Source organism: Streptomyces virginiae (genome assembly GCF_041432505.1).
Taxonomy (GTDB): Bacteria; Actinomycetota; Actinomycetes; order Streptomycetales; family Streptomycetaceae; genus Streptomyces; species Streptomyces virginiae_A.
On record NZ_CP107871.1, the window covers coordinates 6790203 to 6811101 of the forward strand.

18 protein-coding genes are annotated in these 20899 nt (G+C 72.4%); 8 read left to right on the plus strand and 10 right to left on the minus strand.

From position 1 onward, the window contains the following. The first annotated feature begins 127 nt into the window (after window positions 1-127). The gene (gene sigJ / locus OG624_RS31440; RefSeq protein ID WP_051763054.1) at window positions 128-1084 is read left to right on the plus strand and encodes an RNA polymerase sigma factor SigJ; all 957 of its coding nucleotides are present in this window, start codon (window positions 128-130) and stop codon (window positions 1082-1084) included. On the opposite strand, the gene OG624_RS31445 is transcribed toward sigJ, so the two are convergent. Then, window positions 1061-2035 carry a glycosyltransferase family 2 protein gene (locus OG624_RS31445; RefSeq protein ID WP_051763055.1) on the minus strand — a complete coding sequence of 325 codons (975 nt, stop codon included), beginning with the start codon at window positions 2033-2035 and terminating at the stop codon, window positions 1061-1063. The genes sigJ and OG624_RS31445 overlap by 24 nt on opposite strands. Then, window positions 1978-3996, minus strand: coding sequence for an O-antigen ligase family protein (locus OG624_RS31450; RefSeq protein ID WP_161293947.1), 2019 nt, complete (start codon window positions 3994-3996; stop codon window positions 1978-1980). Before OG624_RS31450 ends, OG624_RS31445 begins: the two co-directional genes overlap by 58 nt. 80 nt (window positions 3997-4076) lie before the next feature. Here OG624_RS31450 and OG624_RS31455 point away from each other — a divergent pair, with 80 nt between their 5' ends. Next, entirely contained in the window at window positions 4077-4781 is a 705-nt protein-coding gene (locus tag OG624_RS31455) for a Wzz/FepE/Etk N-terminal domain-containing protein (protein ID WP_051763056.1), read from the plus strand. 17 nt (window positions 4782-4798) lie between these two features. Here OG624_RS31455 and OG624_RS31460 read toward each other — a convergent pair whose 3' ends face one another. Genes OG624_RS31460 through OG624_RS31490 form a run of 7 tightly spaced genes read right to left on the minus strand, consistent with a single transcriptional unit; the run spans window position 4799 to window position 14416 of the window. Then, window positions 4799-5848: a glycosyltransferase family 2 protein gene (locus tag OG624_RS31460; protein ID WP_033218035.1), complete on the minus strand. Its 1050-nt coding sequence runs from the start codon at window positions 5846-5848 to the stop codon at window positions 4799-4801. Then, entirely contained in the window at window positions 5845-9144 is a 3300-nt protein-coding gene (locus OG624_RS31465) for a DUF4082 domain-containing protein (RefSeq protein ID WP_326749324.1), read from the minus strand. Before OG624_RS31465 ends, OG624_RS31460 begins: the two co-directional genes overlap by 4 nt. 32 nt (window positions 9145-9176) lie before the next feature. Next, on the minus strand, window positions 9177-10292 hold the full coding sequence (locus OG624_RS31470) for a DegT/DnrJ/EryC1/StrS family aminotransferase (protein ID WP_371640080.1): 1116 nt from the start codon (window positions 10290-10292) through the stop codon (window positions 9177-9179). Further along, complete coding sequence (locus tag OG624_RS31475) at window positions 10289-11062, minus strand: NeuD/PglB/VioB family sugar acetyltransferase (protein WP_051763058.1); 774 nt, start codon at window positions 11060-11062, stop codon at window positions 10289-10291. Before OG624_RS31475 ends, OG624_RS31470 begins: the two co-directional genes overlap by 4 nt. After that, window positions 11059-12249, minus strand: a complete 1191-nt coding sequence (locus tag OG624_RS31480; protein WP_371640082.1) for a DegT/DnrJ/EryC1/StrS family aminotransferase — start codon at window positions 12247-12249, stop codon at window positions 11059-11061. The genes OG624_RS31475 and OG624_RS31480 overlap by 4 nt, the downstream gene beginning before the upstream one ends. Continuing rightward, on the minus strand, window positions 12246-13247 hold the full coding sequence (locus OG624_RS31485; RefSeq protein WP_371640083.1) for an NAD-dependent epimerase/dehydratase family protein: 1002 nt from the start codon (window positions 13245-13247) through the stop codon (window positions 12246-12248). The genes OG624_RS31480 and OG624_RS31485 overlap by 4 nt, the downstream gene beginning before the upstream one ends. A gap of 59 nt (window positions 13248-13306) precedes the next feature. Beyond that, entirely contained in the window at window positions 13307-14416 is a 1110-nt protein-coding gene (locus tag OG624_RS31490) for a Gfo/Idh/MocA family protein (RefSeq protein ID WP_078909154.1), read from the minus strand. Window positions 14417-14794: 378 nt separating this feature from the next. Here OG624_RS31490 and OG624_RS31495 point away from each other — a divergent pair, with 378 nt between their 5' ends. The 3 genes from OG624_RS31495 to OG624_RS31505 all read left to right on the plus strand — a co-directional run bounded on the left by OG624_RS31495 (window position 14795) and on the right by OG624_RS31505 (window position 18398). Beyond that, entirely contained in the window at window positions 14795-15715 is a 921-nt protein-coding gene (locus tag OG624_RS31495; RefSeq protein ID WP_371640084.1) for a glycosyltransferase family 2 protein, read from the plus strand. A 180-nt stretch (window positions 15716-15895) separates the two neighbouring features. Beyond that, complete coding sequence (locus tag OG624_RS31500; RefSeq protein WP_371640085.1) at window positions 15896-17269, plus strand: MFS transporter; 1374 nt, start codon at window positions 15896-15898, stop codon at window positions 17267-17269. A 109-nt stretch (window positions 17270-17378) separates the two neighbouring features. Next, on the plus strand, window positions 17379-18398 hold the full coding sequence (locus tag OG624_RS31505; protein ID WP_371588713.1) for a TolB family protein: 1020 nt from the start codon (window positions 17379-17381) through the stop codon (window positions 18396-18398). A 21-nt stretch (window positions 18399-18419) separates the two neighbouring features. On the opposite strand, the gene OG624_RS31510 is transcribed toward OG624_RS31505, so the two are convergent. Beyond that, entirely contained in the window at window positions 18420-19265 is an 846-nt protein-coding gene (locus OG624_RS31510) for an alpha/beta hydrolase family protein (RefSeq protein WP_371640086.1), read from the minus strand. 165 nt (window positions 19266-19430) lie between these two features. On the opposite strand from OG624_RS31510, the gene OG624_RS31515 reads away from it, so the two are divergent. From OG624_RS31515 to OG624_RS31525, 3 genes are all read left to right on the plus strand, one after another. Next, on the plus strand, window positions 19431-19853 hold the full coding sequence (locus tag OG624_RS31515; protein ID WP_352163878.1) for a hypothetical protein: 423 nt from the start codon (window positions 19431-19433) through the stop codon (window positions 19851-19853). After that, window positions 19850-20353 (plus strand): hypothetical protein, encoded by a 504-nt coding sequence (locus OG624_RS31520; protein ID WP_371640087.1) that lies wholly within the window; start codon window positions 19850-19852, stop codon window positions 20351-20353. The genes OG624_RS31515 and OG624_RS31520 overlap by 4 nt, the downstream gene beginning before the upstream one ends. A gap of 110 nt (window positions 20354-20463) precedes the next feature. Then, window positions 20464-20841 carry a hypothetical protein gene (locus OG624_RS31525; RefSeq protein WP_033218278.1) on the plus strand — a complete coding sequence of 126 codons (378 nt, stop codon included), beginning with the start codon at window positions 20464-20466 and terminating at the stop codon, window positions 20839-20841. Window positions 20842-20899 lie beyond the last annotated feature (58 nt).

Genomic DNA, 20899 nt, shown 5'->3' on the forward strand with positions numbered 1-20899 from the left:
AGAGGGCGGACCCGGCTCCGGCTGTGACATCGCGGCGGCCCACCGTGACACGGCTCACACCCGGGCCGCCGCGTGTCACACTCCCGGCCCGGGCGACCTCTTCGGTCACGGCAGACAAGGAGGACGCATGACCGCCACCCCGCCGCCCCACCCGCTCGACTCCGTCACCGACCGCTTCCTCGGCCACCGCGAACTGCTCTTCTCGGTGGTCTACAACATGCTCGGCACCGTCGCCGACACCGAGGACACGCTCCAAGAGGTGTGGTTGGCCTGGTCCGCCCGGCACCGCAGACCCGACGCCGAGCCCGTCGAGAACGCCCGCGCGTACCTCGTACGGATCGCCGTGAACCAGGCGCTCGCCCGACGGGCGGAGCTGGGCCGCCGTCAGGAGAGCTACGTCGGCACCTGGTTGCCCGAGCCCCTCGCCGGCGTCGAGGACCACGCCGGCGAGGGGGTCGAGCGGGCCGAGGAACTGTCGATGGCGCTGCTCGTCGTCCTGGAGACGCTGTCCCCGCTGGAACGCGCCGTGTTCGTGCTGCACGAGGTGTTCGGATTCACGCACCCGGAGATCGCCCGGATCCTGGACCGCTCGCCGACGGCCGTCCGCCAACTCGCCACCCGGGCCCGCCGCCACGTCCACGCCCGTCGACCCCGCCACCGGCCCGAGGCGGACCTGCACGCCCGGGTCACCGAGCGCTTCGCCGCGGCCGCGCTCGGCGGGGACCTGCGCACGCTCCTCGAACTCCTGGCGCCCGACGTCACGCTCTGGACCGACGGCGGCGGCAAGGGTCCGGCCGTCAGCCTGCACCCCGTCCACGGCCGCGACCGGGTCGCCGCCGTGTTCATGTCCGTGGCGCGCGCCCTGCCGGCGGCGGGTGTCGACCTCCGCCACCGCCGGGTGGCCGGCGACCCAGGAGCGCTCGTCTTCGTCGACGGCGGTCCGCTCGCCGTCGTCGTGGTGGACCTGACCCCCGAAGGGGACAGGATCACCGGCGTCTACTCGGTCACCAACCCCGACAAGCTCACCGGCATCACCCGCCCGGCAGCGTCCTGGCGAGCGTCACGGCCCGGGTGTGGCCCGTAGCGCCGACGGGTCGGCCAGGGCCTTCGCGGCCGCCAGGCTGGCCGGCCGGCCGAGCAGCGCGCGGGAGGTCTCCCGTAGCAGTACGGCCGCCCGGAACGCGGCGGTCGCCGCCGGCCCGTGCCGGCGCCCGTAGAGCCGCACCCGGTTGAGCGTCAACAGGGTCCACAGCCGGGGCGACACCTGCGAGTCCCCGCCCAGATGGGTGGCCGTGGCCGCGGGCTCCAGCCGGGTGACGAAGCCGAGGTCGCGGGCCCGCAGGCAGTACTCGGTCTCCTCCGAGTACAGGAAGAACGACTCGTCCCAGGGCCCGCAGGCCTCCAGGCACTCCCCGGACAGTGCCATCAGCGCGCCCGTCGCCCAGTCCGCGACCGTCGCCCGCTCGTACGCGGCCGGGTCGGTGACCATCTCGCTCCAACGCGGGAACCGCCCGGCCCGACGATTGCCCAGCACCGCCTCGCCGAGCGCCCGGGTCACCCGCGACTCCCGGCGCAGCGAGAGCAGCAGCGTACGGCCGTCCTCCTCGTACAGCAGCGGGACGCTGATCCCGACCCGGGCGTCACCGGGCGCGCCGGTGCCCAGCGCGTCCACGAGCACCTTGGCGCAGCCCTGCCTCATCCGGATGTCCGGATTGCAGACCAGGGCCGCGCGGAAGCCGCCCTCCCACGCGGCGGCGGCCGCCAGGGCGGCGTTCACCCCGGCCGCGTAACCGGCGTTGCGGCCGGTCTGGACGACCGTCGCGTCCGGGGCCAGGGACCGGATCAGCTCCACGGTGTCGTCGGCCGAGTCGTTGTCGGCGACGACCAGGCGCCAGTCGAGCCCGGCCATGGCCTCGGGCAGCGAGGCCAGGAACTCGGGGAGCACGGCGGCGCTGTTCCAGGTGACGACGAGGACGGCTACCGGGCCGCCACCCGGCTCCGGTCGGTGGTCGGCGGTCGGCTGGTCGAACTGCATGGGGACTCCACGGTTGCGGGCTCCGGCGCCGTACGCCGGATGAACCCGAGGTAGCTGCCTCCGGCGGCGATCGTCAGGAAGAACACCCCGGCGAACATCGGGAAGCTGAGGGCGTCGAAGGTGGCGGCGATGACGAGGGAGACGAGGGCGGAGGCGAAGAAGGCCTGCCCCAGCTCCCGATCGGACTCGGTGCGGGCCAGCCGCCGGATGGCACCGCCCTGGTGGATCCCGGTGAACAGGAGGACCAGGAGGGCGAGCAGCCCCACCAGGCCCATCTCCGCCAGGGTGAGCATGTACTGGTTGTCGGTGAAGAAGAACAGTTCGGGCAGGAAGGTCCCGAAACCCCTTCCGAACAGGGGCCGTTCGGTGAGGTAGGGGACGATTGCGCTGTACTTGACGGTACGGGCCTGGGTGCTGCTGTCGGAGTTCGACACGAACGAGGCGAAGAGCGCCGTGATCGTGCCGATCAACCCCGGGATGATCACCTTGAAGCAGGCCACCGCGCCCATCAGCAGCCCGATCGCCGCCCACCGCCGCTCCGGCTTCCAGCGCAGCACCATCACCAGGACCACGATGAGCGCCCCGATGATGGAGGTCCGCGACACCGTCAGCGGCAGCGCGCCCCCCATCAGCGCCACCGGGGCCCAGCGGCGCCAGGCGCGCAGGTGCCGTCGTACCGGGTCGAAGGCCTGCTGCACGGCGAAGGGCAGCAGGATCGCGAGCATCCCGCCGAACTCCAGGGGCTGCGCCGTCGTCGCCCGCGGCCGGGTGAAGGAACCCCGGTCCAGGGTGGTGATCTGGGCGACGCTCGACTGCAGGCCCGGGATGCTGATGCTGTCGGCGACGTTCGTCGCGGTGAAGAAGTCGTAGAAGCCGATGGCGGCCACCACCGACCCCATCACCACGGCCCGGCGCAACAGCACGTCCAGACGCTCGCGGTCCTGGATCCCCGCGGAGACCAGCACGACCAGGGACACCCAGACGAGCAGCCCGATCAGTCCGCGGTCCGCCGCCAGGACCTCCTTGTGCGAGCTGCCGCGCATCGCGTTCGCGAGGTAGGAGCCCAGGACGGAGAAGGCCAGCAGGCACATCACCACCCGCGGCAGCCGGGTACCGGGAGCCGGCCGGATCCGGCCGGTGATCCAGGCCGCCAGATACCAGAACAGGCACAGGAGCGCGAACACGTTGGCAGGGGTGCCCACCCCGCCCATCCCCGGCAGGGTCAGGTTCGAGGGGATGAAGAAGGCCAGCGCCAGATAGCCGCTCAGCAGGGCGGTCGCGTCCAGCTGCCGCCCCCACGGCTTGCGGCGCCCGCGCCCCCGGGCCGGGGCGGCCTCGGCCGCGCGCCTGCGCCGGATCGCCGCCAGCAGGCTGTCCGTCAGGAAGGAGAGGACGAAGGCGGCGGTGGTGCCCAGGATGACGACGCCCAGCACCTGCTGGTAGCGGCTCTTCATCTGCGGCACCGGGGTCTGCGGCAGCACCACGGGCGCCGTCTGCACCATGTACGCGGGCTTGACCTTGGCCGCCGCCTGGAGCGCGTTGAGCGTCTCCCCGGCGAACGCGGTCAGCTTGTTGGTCTCCTCCAGCACGTTCTCCCGGTCGGTCCCCGTGACGGTCAGCGTGAGCATCGGCCCCGAGGTGTTCGCGGCGAACCCGACCGTGTAGGGATCGGTCACACCGATGCCCTGGAGGTCCCGCGCCGCGTCCGTCCCCGACAGCGTCCTGATCAGCACGTCCGCGGTGACCACCAGCGAACCGCCGGCGTTCGCGATGGGATTGCCGAAGGCGGGGGCCAGTTCGGCCACCGCCGTCGAGTCGAGCAGCGCCACCGAGCTCTGCGACTGGTAGGCCACCGGCACCGAACGGTACAGGTGGGCCCCGGCGAGGAGACTGATCAGCGTCAGCGGCACCATCACGTACCAGCGGCGCCGGAGCACCGCGAGGATCTCACCGATGCTCATGAACACCTCCCGAGGGAACCGCAATTGATGGCGGACCTACCCGTGTCCTGGAAAGATCGGTCACAACGGAAGGAATCCCTGTGTCGCCTGGTGAGTTGATCCGTGCGCTGCGTCGGCGCTGGTACGTCCTGATCGTGGCGGCGGTGCTCGCGGCCGCCGGAGCCGTGCAAGTGCTGCACCCCACCCAGACGTACCTGAGCACGGCGATCGTCGTGCTCAAGCCGCCGGTCACGGACAATCAGCCCAACCAACTGGCCAATCTGCAACCACCGCTCGCCGCCGTCTCCTATGCCGCCGTGCAGCAGCTGGACTCGCCCGAGGGGGCCGAGGAGCTGCGCGCCGCGGGGGTGCGCGGCACGTACCGGCTGATCCCGCGGAACAGCGGGACCAGCGTCACCCCGCGCTATCTGATCCCCTCGCTCCAGATCCAGGCGGAGCAGGCCGATCCGGCCACCGCCGACACGACCGTCCGCAAGATCATCGAGATCTGGACCGAACACCTGACGGACATGCAGACGCAGCAGGGCGTCCCGGACTCCGCGCGGATGAGCGTGACCCTCCTGGTGCCACCCACCTCGGTGGCGCAGACCGGCAACAAGAGCCGGGGCCTCGCCGGAGCGGCCCTGATGGGCGGGGTCGGAGGCGTGGTGGTGGCCCTGTGGACCGACCGGCTCCTGACACGCCGGAGCCGGCGCCGACAGCGGCCAGAGGCCGCCACCGACGCCGGTCCGGTGGTCCGGGCCGAGGAGCCCGAGCGGGCCGCCCTCGCCGGGGCGGCCCGCTGAACACGGCGTTCGCGTCATCAAATCCCTCGACGCTTCCACGACCGCCACCACAGCCACTCGCGCCCCCGGTCGGCCACGGCCGAGAGCACGAGCGGCTGGAGGTACGGCATGGTGCGCGCCCCGATGCGCCGGCGCCTGAGCAGCGCCCGGTACTCGGCCAGCTTCGTGTACTCCCCGGGCAGGCACTCTGCGGCGAACTCCACGAGCTCGTCGACCGGTACCACCGCCGTACGACCCCGGTCGTACGCCCGGTAGGCGCGCCGCAGCGCGTACCGGGCCAGCCGGGTACGCGCCGACAGCGCCAGCCGGTCGGACCCCGGAAGCAGCCCGCCGCACTTGGCGAGCACCGAGTCGAAGGCGACGAGGCGCTGGCGCAGGTCGTCGAGCTGCCCGCCGAAGTCCGTGGTGGACATGTTGTCGCCGTGGACCCGGTAGAAGGCCTGGTCGGCCCCGCGGATGTAGCCCACGTCGGCGTGCGCCGCGAGCCGCATCCACATCTCGATGTCGCCGGCGTGCGGCAGCTCGGGATCGTAGCCCCCGACCTTGCGCTGAAGGCTGGTGCGGACCACCACCTCGGGTGAGGTGATGCACCCGGTGCCCTCCCGGAACCGCCGGTCCAGCCACCACCGTCCGGGATAGACGACCGACCCGGTGCTGCGGGTACGGGCCGCCGGCAGCGGTCCGCCGTGCCGGAAGCGCAGCGGCCTGCCGTAGGCGAAGCCGGCCTCCGGATGCGCGTCGAGCAGGGCCGCGGCGCGCACCAGGGCCCCGGGAACCAGCCGGTCGTCCGCCGACAGCAGGGCCACGTAGTCCCCGTCGGCCCATTCCAGCAGGCCCTCGTTGTAGGTGGCGATGTGGCCCTTGTTGGTCTCGTGGACCCGTACCTCGATCCGCGGGTCGGTGGCCGCCAGCGCGCGGGCGACCTCCGCGGAGTCGTCGGGCGAGGCGTCGTCGATGATCAGTACCCGTACGTCGACGCCCTCCTGCTCGTCCAGCACGCTCTTGACGCAGTCCGCCAGGAAGTGGCCGTACTTGTAGCAGGGGATCACCACGCTGACCGTGCTCACTGCCCGCTCACCTCCGTGGACAGCCCCTCCTGCAGGGCGGGCGGCGCCGTGGTGGTGAAGATCGGGCCGACCCAGTAGTTCACCGAGCCGAAGGTGTTCGACGGGAAGGCCGTGGCCGCCCCGTACTTGTAGAGCCCGTTGGCACTGCCCGCCGTGTCAGCCGGTGCCACCAGCGGATAGGAGCGGTGAGCGCCGGTGAAGTAGCCGCCGTCCACCGAGTAGTTGCCGTTCGGCGCGTGGTAGGAGGCCACGTACGTGGTACCCGCCGTGATCGCGACCGGAGTGGTGAACTGCAGTTGCTGCCAGCCGGTCAGGGTCTCGCTGCCGAAGGTGCCGGTGGCGAGCAGGGTGCCGGAGGCGGACCACAGGCTGCCGGTGTGCGTACCGGTGTTGCCGGGGCCCTTGTAGAAGGTGACGCCGGTGATGTAGCCGTTCACCGCGGACTGGAAACGGGTGCCCAGTTCCACGGAGTTGGCGTCGTCACCGACGTTCGCCGTGCTCGGTGTCGCGGCGCCGTTCCACAGGGTGCACGGGCAGTTGACCGTCGGCGGGCTCGCGCTGGTCGTGAAGTTCCACGTGACCGGGGCGGCCATCGCGTTGCCCCACAGGTCGGAGGCCTGTACTGATGCCGTGTAGGTGGAGTTCAGGGCCAGTTCGGAGGACGGGGTGAAGGTCGCGCTGTTGGACGCGCCCAGCACCTTGGTGCCCGGGACGGTGGCGCCGCCGGAGTCCTTCACGGAGAACACCAGCGTGTCCGCGTCGACGGCGTTGCTGAAGGTGGCCGTCATGGCCGCCGTGATCTGGGTGCCGGTCGCCGCGGACTGCGGCGAGGTGGCGGTGACGGTGGGCGGGGTGGTGCTGGCGGTCGCGGTGTCCAGGACCGCGTCCACCCAGTAGTTGCTGCCGGACGCGGCGGTGGACGGGAAACCGCCCGTGCCGCTGTAGCGGTAGACGCCGTTGCCGCCGTCGGTGCCGCTCTTCAGCGCGGTGAGCGGGGCCAGGCCCGCGTCGCTCGCGGCGAAGGTGTTGTCGAAGGAGTAGCCACCGTGCGGGGCGAAGTAGGAGGCGACGTAGGTGGTGTTCGCCTTGACCGGGACCGGCGTGGCGAAGTTCAGCTGCTGCCAGCCGGAGGCCGTCTCGTTGGTGAAGGTACCCGTGGCCAGGCGCTGGCCGGTGCTGCTCCAGAGGCTGCCGGTGTGGGTGCCGGTGTTGGCGGGGGACTTGTAGAAGCGGACGCCGGTGATCGAACCGGCCACCGAGGAACGGATCTTCACGCCGAGCTCGACGGCGCTGCCGTCACCGGCGTTGACGGTGCCCGGCACGGCCGCGGCGGGCCACACCGTGCAGGGGCACTGCTGGGGCCCGACCGTCAGCGGCACCGTGGTGGTGGCGCCGATGTTGACGCTGTCGTCCACGGCGCGCACCTTGATCTGCGCGGCGCCCGGGACGGTCGGGGTCCACTTGTAGCTCCAGGACGCCAGGCCCGTGGTCGCCTTCCAGGTGGTGCCGCCGTCGGTGGACACCTCCACCCGGGCGACCACGCCGCCGCCGGTGTCGGCGGACGTGCCGGTGATGGTCACGGGCCGCAGCGCCGGTACGGTCGCGTTCGCCGCCGGGCTGGTCACCGTCACGCCCGGGCCCACGGTGTCCGTGGAGGCGGTGGAGGCGACCAGGTCGCTCTGCAGGGACCGGGGCTGCACGCCCATGTCGGCGAAGATGTTCACCGTGGCCTGCTGCATCCGCTTGTCCGCGGTGACCACCGTGTCGTCGGGGTTGCCGGTCGGCATGTTGGTCAGGCCCCAGGACCACTGGACCGTGCCCGCGCCGAACACCAGTGCGTGCGAGGTCTGGTCGCGGAAGGCCACCAGGCTGTGCGTGGCGGTGCCGTTGCCGTAGGTGTTGCCGTAGTCCTTGAGGAGCTTGCCGTCCTCGATGTCCACCGTGGTGGAGGACATCGTGATCTGCCCGGCGGGCCTGCTGGCGTTCTCCACGTCGCTGTCCCACTCGTAGCCGAGCGTGCCGGTGGGGAACGTGGCGGTCTGCGAGGGGGTGAGGTTCGCGACCGTGGTGTTGCGCCACAGCCGCTGCTTGGCGAAGGTGCCCGGCACGGTGATCGCGTCGCTGCGGTAGCCGTTGACGCTGAACATCGAGCCGGTCAGCTGGTTCTGCGGCTGGAAGGGGCGGCCGTTCGTGGCGCTGGCCGGGTCCATGAAGGTGCCCGTCCAGATCCCGCTCGGGTCGGGGATGCCGTTCGGCTGCGGGAAGGACAGCTTGGTCTCCTTGTACGAGACCAGCGTCCGGTTGGCGGTGTTCGCGCCGTCGATGCTCGGCGCCAGACGGGTCTTCCAGAAGACCTCGTTGCCGCTGAAGTACGTCTGGTGGACCCCGGCCCGGCGCGCGTTCAGCGCGTTCGTGAACTGCTCCTGGGTCCAGTACTCGTCGTGCCCGGACGACAGGAAGACCTTGTGGTTCTGCAGCAGGGTCCCGCCGCGGACCGACATGTCGATCCCGGACATGTAGCTCACGTCGTAGCCGTTGCGCTCCAGCCAGGCGATCATCTGGAACTCGGACCCGTAGATCCCGTTGTCCCCGCCGATGTCCATCGGCCGGTTGTAGCTGACCTCGTACGCCCGCCCGTCCGGGGCGGGGCCGCCGCCGTCGTACAGGTCCTGGCCGCCGTAGTTGTTGTACGCCTGCCAGGTCTGGTCACTGGTCTGCACGACGATGTCGGAGTGGCTGGAGTCGTTGCGGACGACGAACGGGTACGGCATCACACCATTGCCGTCCGCCTGGTCGAAGTTGACGACGTAGAGCCCGGACACGGCGTCGGCCGGTACGGTCCACGTCGCGGTGACGGGCCAGTTACCGCAGTCGACCAACCCGGTGGCGGCCTTCTTGGCGCAGGTCGCCGGATTGCCGCCCGGCGCGAAGTTCGCCGGATAGGTCTGGGCCGCCTGTGCCGGGGTCGACATCAGGCGCGCCCCGCTGCCGCCGTAGTGGCCGAGGCGGTAGACCGAGACCTTGTACGACGTCGGCGACTGGATCTTGAACTGCACGGTCTCGCCGGCCTGGACGCTCGTCTGGGCCGGGAAACCCTTGATGTCGCCGTACGCGCTGGGTGCGAACCAGTCCTCCATCGGTGTGCCGGGCTTGGAGTTCTCGCACACGACGGCGTTCGTGGTGGGACCGCAGGGATCGACCGCACCGGCCACCGCCGCCGGTGGCAGGACCGTGGCCATCAAGGCCGCGATCACGGTGAAGAGACCGTAACGAAGCAACCTTGTCCGTCTGTTCATCTGGACCTCATTGTTTGCGTGAGCGCGTGGGGTCAGCGCAGGGCGTTGCGGAGGGTTTCCGCGACCCGCTCCTGCTGGGCCGCGGTGATCTGCGGGAAGAGGGGGAGCGAGAGCATCCGGTCCGCCGCCTGTTCGGCGTGCGGGAAGTCGCCTCGGGTGTGCCCGAGTTGGGCGAAGGCCGGCGTCAGGTGGACCGGCGCCGGGTAGTGCACACCCGCGCCGATGCCCTCCGCGTTGAGCTTCCCGACGACGGCGTCGCGGTCCGCTCCGGCCACCCGGACGACGTACAGGTGCCACACGTGGACATTGGCCGCGTCCGTGACCGGCAGGGTGAGCCGGCCACCGGAGGCGAGGTCGCCCAGCAGCTCGTCGTAACGGGCGGCGGCGGCCCGGCGGGCCGCGTTCCCCTCGGAGAGCCGGGCCAACTTCGCCCGCAGCACCACGGCCTGCAGACCGTCGAGGCGGCTGTTGAACCCGGCCACGTCGTGGCGGTACTTGGCGATGCCGCCGTGGTTGGCGAGGGCCCGGACCAGGTCCGCGCTCTCCTCGTCGTCGGTCACCACCGCTCCCGCGTCGCCGTACGCGCCGAGGTTCTTGCCCGGGTAGAAACTGGTCGCCGCGATGCCCCCGCTGCCGGGGGAGCGGCCGTCGCGGGTCGCGCCCTGGCTCTGCGCGGCGTCCTCGACGATCCGCACGTGCGCCGGCAGGCCCGCCGCCAGCGCCTCGGTGTCCGCGCACTGCCCGTAGAGGTGGACGGGGACCACCGCGCGGGTGTCCTTGCCTACGGCCTCCAGAGCGGCCCGCGGATCCATCAGCAGGGTGTCGGGGAGGCAGTCCACCAGCACCGGCCGGGCACCGATGCGGGCGACGGCGCCCGCGGTGGCGATGAAGGTGTTCGCGGGCAGCACCACCTCGTCGCCGACCCCCACCCCGCTCACGCGCAGGGCGAGTTCGAGGGCGTCGGTGCCGTTGGCGACCCCCACGCAGTGCCCGACCCCCGCGAAGTCGGCGTACTCACGCTCGAACGCGCGGACCTCCGCACCGCCGATGAAAGCGGTGTCGGCGAGCACACGGTCGAAGCCTGCCCGTAATTCCTCGGCGACCTCGGCGTGCGCCGCCTTCAGGTCGACGAGCGGTATCTGGTTCATACGACTGTGCTCCCCATCCGTGTCTCCGGCCACCGGCCGGCCTTCTCCTCGCCATCGGCCCGCAGCTCGTCGAGCGCCGGGCCCCCCGCCGCGCGCAGCCGGCGGGCGGGGCTTCCGGCCCACACCTCACCGGGCGGCACATCGGCCAGAACCGTGCTTCCCATCCCGGTCAGCGACCAGGCGCCGACCGACGTGCCCTCGCGCACCAGCGCTCCCGCGCCCACGTACGCCCCGCGCCCCAGCCGCACCCCGCCGCCGAGGCGGACGCCCGAGGCGAGCGTGGCGAAGTCCCCGATCCGGTCGTCGTGGGTGAGCACCACGTGCGGCATCACCGCCACGTGGGACCCGAGCCGGACGGCGGCCGTCAGCACGCAGTGCGCGAGCAGCACCGAGCCCGCGCCGAGCAGCGAGGACCCCGAGACCACCGCCGTCGGGTGGACCACCGTCGCGTACCGGCTCCCGGGCAGCCCCAGGCGCCGTACCAGCCGGGCCCGCACGGCGTAGTCGCGCGGACTGCCCACGCAGACCACCACCCGGGCCGCGGGCAGCTCGTGCACGAGGTGGCCGCCGCCCAGCACCGGCACCCCGTCGACCTCCCTGCCGTGCAGGCCCGGATCGTCGTCGAGGTGCCCGGCCAGGCGCCACCGCGGCGCCCGGCCGGACGCGGCCGCCGCGGCGGCCGCGTCCCGTACCGCCTGGGCGGTCTCGCGGGCGAACCCGCCCGCCCCGACGATCAGCAGATCCTCGGTCCGCGGCGGCGGGCCGCTCATCCGCCCGCCTGTTCGCGCAGCACCGCCACCACCCGGTCCTGCTGCTCCCGCGTCATCGTGTGGAACAGCGGCAGGATGAGGGAGTCGCGGCTGATCCGCTCGGTGACCGGCAGCGGCGCCGCGCCGTGGCCGGCGTACGCGGGCTCCAGGTGCGAGGCCATGATCCCGCGCCGGGCCGAGATCCCGGCCTCGGCGAGCGCCGCGAGCAGCTCGTCCCGGCCGACGGGGAAGTCCTCGGCCGGCAGCACCCAGTACGACTGGAAGTTGCCCTGGCCGTGACCGGGGTCCCGGAGCGGGCGCAGCCCCGGGATCGGGCTCAGCAGCTCCGTGTACCGGGCCGCGAGAGCGCGCCGCCGGGCCACGATCTCGTCCAGCTTGCCGAGCTGCACCAGGCCGACCGCGGCCTGGATGTCGGTCATCCGGTAGTTGTAGCCGACCTCCAGGTAGCTCTCGACGACCGGCTTGCTGCTGGCGTGGCGCTGCGCGGCGGACACGTTCATGCCGTGCTCGCGCAGCCGGCGCAGCCGCTCCGCCCATCGCGCGTCGTCCGTGGTGAGCATGCCGCCCTCGCCGGTGGTGATCACCTTGCGGGGGTGGAAGGACCAGGCGGCGAGCAGCGCGCCGTGGCCCACCGACTTGCCGCCGACCGTCGCGCCGATGCCGCAGGCGGCGTCCTCCACCAGGGCCACGTCCCAGTCGGCGCACACCGCGCGCAGCGCGTGCACGTCCGCGGGCACCCCGCCCTGGTGGACGGCGATCACCGCCTTGGTCCTCGGCGTGCGCACCGCGTCCACGGTGGCCGGGGTGAGGTTGCCGGTGGCCTCCTCGACGTCCGCGAACACCGGTCGGGCGCCCACGTGGCGCACGGCGTTGGCCGTGGCGATGAAGGACAGCGAGGGGACGATCACCTCGTCGCCGGGTCCGAGGTCCAGCGCGATCAGGGCCAGGTGCAGGGCGGTGGTGCACGAGCTCACCGCGATGCCGTGCTCGGCGCCCACCCGCTCGGCGAAGGCCCGCTCGAACTCGGCGACCCGCGGGCCTTGGGCCACCCAGCCGGAGAGCACCGCGTCGGCGGCGGCCTTCGCCTCCTCCTCGCCCAGCCACGGCACCATCACCGGGATCCGGGCGGGGGCGGCGACGGGAGCGGCGTCCGGGGCGGCGGCGGGAGCGGCGTCCGGGGCGCTCATCGGCCCGCCTCGGTGGCAGCCGCGGCAGCGTCGGCGGCGCGCTCGGCCCGCCACCACCGCACCAGGTCCCGCAGGCCGGTGCGCAGGTCGATCTCGGCGGTGAAGCCGAGCCGCTCCGCGGCCCCCGAGGTGTCCGCGAGCCGCCGGGTGACGCCGTTCACGGCGCGGGCCGGCCCGTGCTCGGGCACCAGGCCTTCGGCGCCCATCGCCTCCAACAGGCCGTTCGCGAGCTGGAGCAGGCTGGTCTCCGTGCCGCTCGCGACGTTGAACACCTCGTCGGTCAGGTCCGACTGGGCGGCCAGCAGGTTGGCGCGCGCGATGTCCCGGACGTCGACGAAGTCCATGGTCTGCAGGCCGTCGCCGAGGATCAGCGGCGGCTCGCCCGAGGCGATCCGCTCCATCCAACGGATCAGCACCTCGGTGTAGAGGCCGTGGATGTCCATCCGGGGGCCGTACACGTTGAAGTAGCGCAGGGCCACGTAGTCCAGCCCGTACATGGAGTGGAAGCTGCGCAGCACCCCCTCGTTGAAGGCCTTCGCCGCGCCGTAGAAGGTGTCGTTGTTGTACGGGTGGTGGCGCTCGGTGGTCGGGAACTCCTCGGCCAGGCCGTAGACCGAGGCCGAGGACGAGGCGATCACCTTGCCCACCCCGGCGGCCGCGGCCGCCTCCAGCACGTTGAAGGTGCCGTCCACCATGACCTCGTTCGCCAGCCGCGGGTCCTCCGCGCACTGGGTGATCCGGATGGCGGCGAGGTGGAAGACCAGCTCGGCGCCCTCGGTCGCCTTCCGTACCGTGGCCACGTCGCGGATGTCGCCCTCGACGACCTCCACCACCCCGCTCGGCAGGGCGCGGGCCAGGTTGGCGGTCCGCCCCCGCACGAAGTTGTCGAGCACGACGACCTCACGTGCCCCGTTGTCCACCAGCAGGTCCACCAGGTGCGAGCCGATCGTGCCCGACCCTCCGGTGACCAGAATCCTCTTGCCTCGTACGCTGCTCAACGTCCTGCCCCCCACTGAATGTTCTGTCGTGGTCTTGCGAGTGATCGGATGACGGAGGGTCAACGCCCGGTGCGCAGTCCGACGACCGCTCCGCGGAACTCCAGGCTCCGGGAGGCCGCTTCCAGGATGTCCAGCACCTTCAGTCCCGCCCGGCCGTCCGTCAGCGGCGGCCGTCCCGTCGTGATGGACGTGGCGAACTCCTCGACCATGCTGCGCAGGGCCTCCTTCTCGCCGATCGCGGGCGCCACCATGTCGCCGGTCCGGTAGGAGACGAGCATGTCCCGGCGCTCGTCCGCGCCGATCTCCTGCGGGGCGCTCAGGTCCACCCCGCGGTCGAACACCGCTACGCGCTGGGTCGGGTTGAGGTCGTCCCACACCAGGGTGCGCTTGGAGCCGCCGACCATGGTGGTGCGCACCTTGGTCGGGGAGAGCCAGTTGACGTGCACGTGCGCGATGGCGCCGGTGTTCAGCTGGAGGGTCAGGTAGGCCACGCAGGACTGGCCGGCTCCGATGGGATCGGCTCCGTGCGCGGCGACGGCGACCGGCTGCACATGGTCCGGGAGGATGAAGTCCAGGACGGAGAGGTCGTGGGGGGCCAGGTCCCACAGGACGTCGATGTCCTTCTGGACGAGCCCCAGGTTGATCCGTACCGAGTCCACGTAGTGGATCTCGCCGAGTTCGCCCGAGCGGACCATCTCGCGGATCCGGCCCACGGCCGGGGTGTAGCAGTAGGTGTGGTCGCACATCAGCGTGAGACCGCGCTCCTCGGCCTCGTTCACCAGCCGCAGCCCGTCCTCGTACGTGGCCGCCAGGGGCTTCTCCACGAGGACGTGCTTGCCGGCGCGCAGCGCGGCCAGCGCCACATCGAGGTGCGTGCCCGCCGGGGTGGCCACGGCGACCGCGTCGACCTCCGGGTCGGCGAGGACCGCCTCGTAGTCGCCGGTGGCCTGGACCGTGGAGTACGCGCCGAGCACCTGCCGGGCCCGGTCCACGTTCAGATCGCAGAGCCAGCGCAGCCGGAACCGGTCACTGGACTGGAAGTTGCGGACGAGATTGGGGCCCCAGTAGCCCGCGCCGACCACGGCGACACCTAAGGGGGCGGACCCCTTGCCGGTGACGCCCGTGTCCTGACCCGCGCCCTGCCCCGCGTCCTTCGCGGTGTCCTTCACGGCGTTTCCCTTCCTTCCGCGCACGCCGGACGGCGTGTCGCCAACTCATGGCCGGGACGCGTGTGATGGAGGGAAATGTCGTCGACGGCAGCCCGGACGCCTGCGCGTCCCGTGCGTGACCTGCTCAACGGTGATGGCCCCCCACAACCGATGCCCTACGTGATTCGAGTGCTTCGCCCCCGGCCCGACCGCCTGTTCCCCACAAGCAGCCGAACCCGTACCGCCTACCGCCTACCGCCTTCGCCAGGTGCCGGACATCGGCGTCGCCGAAGCGTGCCGAATCCGGTCGGCGCCGCTCAATCTAGTCCACCGGGCGTACCCCCGGGCAGAGTTGACGTAATCGCCTGGCGCGGGTGTTCGACCATGCATACTGCCCGGGTGACCAGCATCGTGATACCGGCCCACAACGAAGGCCGGGTCATCGGCCGGCTCCTCGACGCGCTCCTGGCCGACACCTCGGTGCCCGGGCCCGACATCGTCGTGGTGTGCAACGGCTGTACGGACGACACCGCCCGCGTGGCGGCCGGGCGCGGCGACCGCGTACGCGTGGTCGAGATCCCGACCCCCTCCAAACATCAGGCACTTCGGGTGGGCGACGAGCACGCGAGGGGCTTCCCCCGGCTGTACGTGGACGCCGACGTCGTCGTCGGGGCCGCCGACGTACGGGCCCTGGTGGGCGCCCTCGAACGGAACCCGGAGCTGCTCGCCGCCGCGCCGGGCCGGGACATCCCGCTGGCCGGCTGCGCCTGGCCGGTGCGGGCGTACTACCGGGTGTGGCAGCGGCTGCCCGCCGTCCGCGAGGGGCTGTTCGGCCGGGGGGTCATCGCCGTGACCGAGCCGGGGCACGAGCGGCTCGCCGCGCTGCCCCCGCTGATGGCCGACGACCTGGCCGCGTCCCTCGCCTTCGGACCGGGGGAGCGGCGCGTGGTCGAGGCGGCCCGGGTGGTCGTCCGCCCGCCGCGCACCTGGTCCGACCTGATCCGGCGGCGGGTCCGGGCGGCGACCTCCTCGGCCGAGTTCGAGCGCTACCAGGCGGCGCGGCGGGCCGAGGCGCCGGAGTCGGTGTCGGTGTCGGTGTCGGAGCAGGCGCCGGAGCGGGCGCCGGAGCCGGTGTCCGAGCAGACCGCGCGGACGGGCACGGCGGATCTGCGCGCCCTGCTGTGGGCCCGGCCGGCGCTGCTGCCCGGGGTGGTGGTGTTCGTGGTGGCCGCGCTCGCCGCCCGCCGGGGCTCCCGCAAGGCCATCCGGGACCAGGACTTCTCCACCTGGCTGCGGGACGAGAGCAGCCGGCAGGGCTGACCCTCCCTCCCCGCACCCACTCCACCCACTCCACTCCGCCCACTCCACCCCGGCCCGGGTCGGCGGCGGGGCGAACGGCCAAATCCGGTCGAACGCCCCACCGTTGGCCCGTACAACCATTAGGGTTCCACTCGCACGTTCGAGTGCACTCAAGTCCGTCGGCATCGGGAGCTCTTGAGCATGTACCTCGCGGACCGCTCCGCGCCCGCGCCCGAGGGCGCGAAGACCGCTCCGGACCGGGGACCCGTCCGGGCACCCGCGGTCGCCTCGACCGTCCTCGCCCTGGGCGCGGTCAGCATGATCACCGACATCTCCTCGGAGATGGTCACCGCAGTGCTGCCCCTGTACCTGATCGCCGGGTTGGGCCTGAGCCCCCTCGGCTTCGGGGCGCTCGACGGCGTCTACAACGGGGTCAGCGCCCTCGTGCAGCTGACCGGCGGCCACCTCGCCGACCGGGTCCGCAACCACAAGCTGATCGCCGGCATCGGCTACGGCCTGTCGGCCCTGTGCAAACCGCTGCTCCTGTTCGCCCACAGCCTGGGCCCGATCAGTGTGATCCTCACCCTGGAACGCACCGGCAAGGGACTGCGCACCGCCCCGCGCGACGCGCTGATCTCCCTGTCCACACCACCCGAGTTACAAGGGCGCGCCTTCGGTGTGCACCGGGCCATGGACACCACCGGGGCGCTGCTCGGGCCGCTCGCCGCCTTCCTCATCCTGAGCCTGACGGTCGACGGTTACGACGCCGTCTTCGGCGTCAGCGCCTGCGTCGCCGTACTCGGTGTCGTGGTCCTCATGCTCTTCGTCCCCTCCGGCGTCGACCCGGTGCCCACCCCGCCCGCCGCCTCGGCGAAGGCCGCCTCGGCGAAGGCCACCCCGGCGAAGGCCGTCGCGGCGAAGGCCACCCCGGCGAAGGCCACCGCCGCCACGGCCCGTGACGCGGACCGGCCGGCCCCCGTACGGCTGCGCGACGCGCTCGGCCTGCTGCGCCTGCCCCGGCTGCGCAACCTGGCCATCTGCGCCGTTCTGCTGGGCCTGACCACCGTCAGCGACGCCTTCGTCTACCTGCTCCTGCAACGCCGCACCGGCATCGGCGACCAGTGGTTCCCGCTCATGCCGCTGGGGACCGCCGCCGTGTTCCTGCTGCTCGCCGTGCCCGCCGGGGCCCTCGCCGACCGGATCGGCCGGCGCACCGTCTTCCTCACCGGACACGCCCTCCTGCTGGCCGGCTACGCGCTGCTGCTCTGGGCTCCCGCCTGGCCCGCCCTGCCCTTCCTCGTCCTCGCGCTGCACGGCATGTTCTACGCCGCCACCGACGGCGTGCTGCCCGCCGCCGTCGCCGCCACCGTCCCCGGCGAACTGCGCGCCACCGGCATGGCCCTGGTCGGCACGGGCCAGGCGCTGGCCCGCTTCGGCTGCTCGCTCGCCTTCGGCGCGGCCTGGACCCTGTGGGGTACCGGCCCGGCCCTGGCCGCCGCCGCGGCCGGCCTGCTGTGCTGCGCGGCCGTCGCCGGCTTCGTCCTGCGCCCGTCGGCGCCGCAGGACACCCGATGAGAACCGACCCGACCCGAACCGACTCGCCCGGACGCGCCCCGAGCCGCCCCGATCCGACCCGCCCCGGCCCGACCGACCCGACCGACCCGAAGCCCGTGAGGCCCCCCAGATGACGCTGTCCCCGTCCCGTCGCCTGCTCGTCCTCGCGGTGGCGGTGCTGCTGCTCGGAGGCCTCGCCGCCACGCTGGTGCTGCGCTCCGCCTCCCGCGACGACAAACCGTCCGCGGGCGGTCCGACGGTCACCGCCGGGACCGTCACCCTCGACCGCCCCGGCTCCCTGACCTTCCTCAACGGCGGGCAGGGTCCGCACCGCGGGGCCCTCGCCTCCGTCCCGGCCGACGCACCCGACTCCGAACGCACCGCCTCCGAACTCGACTGCCGCCGCTTCTACGCCGCCGCCGGTACGGGCGTGTGCCTGCGCTCCACGCCGGGCGCGCTCGCCCAGGACAACACGGCCCTGATCGTCGACTCCGAACTGCGCACGCTGCGCAGCTTCCCCCTCGCGGGAACTCCCAGCCGGGCCCGGGTCTCACCCAGCGGCCGGTTCGCCGCCTGGACCGTCTTCGTCTCCGGCGAGTCCTACGGCGCCGCCTTCTTCTCCACCCGTACCGCGATCGTGGACACCCGTACCTGGAAGCTGGAGGCGAACCTGGAGGAGTTCGCCATCGACATGGACGGCCGGCAGCACCGCGCGCAGGACGTGAACTTCTGGGGCGTCACCTTCTCCAAGGACGACGACACCTTCTACGCCACCGTCTCCACCGGCGGCGAGACCCACCTGGTGAAGGGCTCGATCTCGGGGCGCAGCGTCAAGACCCTCGCCAAGAACGTCGAATGCCCTTCCCTGTCCCCGGACGAGACGCGCATCGCGTACAAGAAGCGGGTCCGGGCCGGGGCCTCGCTCTGGCGCGAGCACGTGATGGACCTCGGGACACTGCGCGAGCACGCGCTCGCCGAGAAGCGCAGCGTGGACGACCAGGCCGCCTGGCTCGACGACCGTACCCTCGCCTACGGCCTGCCCACCGACGGCGCCGCCGACAGCACGGACCTGTGGACCGTCCAGGCGGACGGCGGTGGCGCCCCGCGGCTGCTGGCCCCCGGAGCCTCCTCCCCGGCCCTCCTCCGCTGACACCCTCGGCCGCTGAGGACGTCAGTTCCGGTCCACGAAGGCCCGTACCCGCTCGACGAGCGCGGCGTTGTCACGGATCCAGCCGTAGTGCGGGCCGCCCAGCGCTCCTTCGGGGAGCACCAGCTGCGCGTACGTCACCCGCGCGCTCGTGAGCTTGTCGCAGAGTCCGCGCACCCCGCCGGGCGGCGCCATGGCGTCGCCCTCGATGGCCACCGCCAGCACCGGCAGGTCCATCCGGGCCAGCCAGGGCTCGAAGTCCACCGGCGAGGACGGCACGTCGTAGCGGCCGGTGCGGACCTGGGTGGCCATGTCCCGCAGGACCTGCGCGGAGTCGTTCCCCAGCACCCCCAGCCGGCGTCCGGGGAAGTACCCGTACACCGCGGCGAAGGCGGCCGCGACCTGGAACCCGGCGAGCATCCCCAGGTTCCGCGGGAAGGGCCAGCCGCGGTAGTGGCAGGACGGGACGCCCACCAGGATCGCGCCCGCGGCCATGTGCGGCTCCTGGCTGAGGTAGAGCGTGCCGAGCTGCCCGCCGAGGCTGTGCCCGAGCAGGAGGCGCGGCGCCCCGGGGAAGGCGGCCGCGACCGCCCCGAACAGCGCGGGGTAGTCGTACGCCACCATCTCGTGGTAGCCGTAACGCACCCCGCGCCGCACCTGGACCGAACTCGTGCCCTGCCCCCGCAGCTCCCCGAGGACCACCTGGAAACCCGCCTCCACGAGGGCCTCCGCCAGAGGTGTGTAGGAGACGGCCCTGGTCCCCATGGCGGGCATGCACACCAGCACCGGCGCCGACGGATCCTCGGGCCTTCGGTGGAACCGGACCCGGACCGTGGCACCGTCCTCGGCGCGCACGGTCTCGGTGGTCACTTCGACGGACGCGATGACGGACCTCCCTCGCTCAGGGCCATCCTGCGCACTGCGCGGAGCACATTCAACGGTTTCCGATCCCGGGCCCCGTCGGCCTGCCGCGACAATGAGCGGGGAGAACCGAGGCGCAATCCCGCAGTCCGGAGAGCTCGTCAGATGAGTGCAATGATGCGAACGTTCAGATATCGGCTCAGGAGCCCGCTCGGCGGACTGGCCGCGGACCTCTCGGCCCGCACCCTGCCACCGGGCGAAGCGGCGACCTCCCCCGTGGTGATCCACCGAGGAGTCCGCCTGCTGCTGCCGGAGACGAGCCTCCACAGGGAGGACCTGGCCTGGCTCTCCTTCGTCGTGGCGCTGCGCGCCGAGGAGCTCGGCGCCAGGTGCCCGGAGGGCGTCTACCTCGAGATCGTCTCCCTCGACTTCCCGCTGACCGACTACCGGCCGGAGGTGGCCGGGCTCGCCATGGACGGGTGGCTGCGCGCGGAATTCGACCTGCCCGACACCGGAATCGGCTGCGCGTACGTAGGCGGAGCGGACCCCTACGCCTTCGCGTGGGGCGGCAACGACACATCGGAGAACCGGCCGTGACCGGCATCGACTTCCTCGCCTCCTTCCTCAGGACCGGCCGCCTGCACGGGATCGGCATCGGCTCCACGCTCGGCGAGGTCGACCGGGCGATCCGCCACCGCTTCGTCGACGTGGTCGACGAAGCGGGCGAGTCGCTGCGCCGCGACTACGGATTCGTCGAGTTCTACTTCAACCCCGGCGACGAGTGGGTGATGTCCGGCGGCTCCATCGAGCTGCACCGGCTCGCGTCCGGTCCGGACCTGGCGCGGGAATGGGCGCGTACGACGGGGGTCGAGTTCCCCCGCCACGTCGCCTGGGCGGACGTGCGGGAGGAGCTCGGACGCGTCCCCGGAGCCCCGGAGCTGACGGTCGGCGACCAGGGCGGCTTCCTCGAATACCGGGCGGCCGCGTCGAACGTCTCGGTGATCGTCGTGGACGACGAGGAGGAGGAGCGGGGCTACCACGCGGGGCACGGGGACATATGGAGCGTCAGCCTGTGGGCGCCGGTCCGGGCGAAGTGACCGCCCGGGGCCGGTAGCGGCCCCGGACGGCCCCTCCCCGACCTGGGCCGGTCGGGTGCTTGACCGGCCCGGAGGGGATGGGGTGCGGCCGGAGCGGGCACGTGCACACCATGGCCTTCGAACATCCCGCGAAGAAGGGCGGCCAGGGGCGGCTCGGACCATTCGAGAAGCTGGCCGAGCTGGCCTCGAACTTCACCAGCTCGCCCGCCTTCTCGGTGTTCTGCGTCCTGCTGGTGGCCGCCTTCGTCGTCGCCCACCTCGCCCACCTGGACACGAGCTGGCAGCACCTGTTCGGCGACGCGATGGGCGCGGTCGCCCTGCTGCTCCTGGCCCTGCTGAAGAACTCCGAACGCCGGGCCGAGCACGCGATCCAACGCAAACTCGACGCGATCGCCGCCGTGCTCCTGGAACAGGGCGAACGCCAGGGCGAGACGGGCCGGGCGCACAAGGACCTGGCGGAGTCCATCGGAATCGAGGACGGCGACTAGGAGCTGTCCGGCCGATCATTGGTCGGCGCGCATGATCGGCGTTACTTGTCTGCGTGGT

Excerpts from the sequence above, each read along its gene's own strand:
- sigJ (WP_051763054.1), top strand. The coding sequence starts at position 128 with ATGACCGCCACCCCGCCGCCCCACCCGCTCGACTCCGTCACCGACCGC.
- OG624_RS31475 (WP_051763058.1), bottom strand. The coding sequence starts at position 11,062 with ATGAGCGGCCCGCCGCCGCGGACCGAGGATCTGCTGATCGTCGGGGCG.
- OG624_RS31480 (WP_371640082.1), bottom strand. The coding sequence starts at position 12,249 with ATGAGCGCCCCGGACGCCGCTCCCGCCGCCGCCCCGGACGCCGCTCCC.
- OG624_RS31450 (WP_161293947.1), bottom strand. The coding sequence starts at position 3,996 with ATGAGCATCGGTGAGATCCTCGCGGTGCTCCGGCGCCGCTGGTACGTG.
- OG624_RS31505 (WP_371588713.1), top strand. The coding sequence starts at position 17,379 with ATGACGCTGTCCCCGTCCCGTCGCCTGCTCGTCCTCGCGGTGGCGGTG.
- OG624_RS31515 (WP_352163878.1), top strand. The coding sequence starts at position 19,431 with ATGATGCGAACGTTCAGATATCGGCTCAGGAGCCCGCTCGGCGGACTG.
- OG624_RS31465 (WP_326749324.1), bottom strand. The coding sequence starts at position 9,144 with ATGAACAGACGGACAAGGTTGCTTCGTTACGGTCTCTTCACCGTGATC.
- OG624_RS31470 (WP_371640080.1), bottom strand. The coding sequence starts at position 10,292 with ATGAACCAGATACCGCTCGTCGACCTGAAGGCGGCGCACGCCGAGGTC.
- OG624_RS31525 (WP_033218278.1), top strand. The coding sequence starts at position 20,464 with ATGGCCTTCGAACATCCCGCGAAGAAGGGCGGCCAGGGGCGGCTCGGA.
- OG624_RS31445 (WP_051763055.1), bottom strand. The coding sequence starts at position 2,035 with ATGCAGTTCGACCAGCCGACCGCCGACCACCGACCGGAGCCGGGTGGC.
- OG624_RS31500 (WP_371640085.1), top strand. The coding sequence starts at position 15,896 with ATGTACCTCGCGGACCGCTCCGCGCCCGCGCCCGAGGGCGCGAAGACC.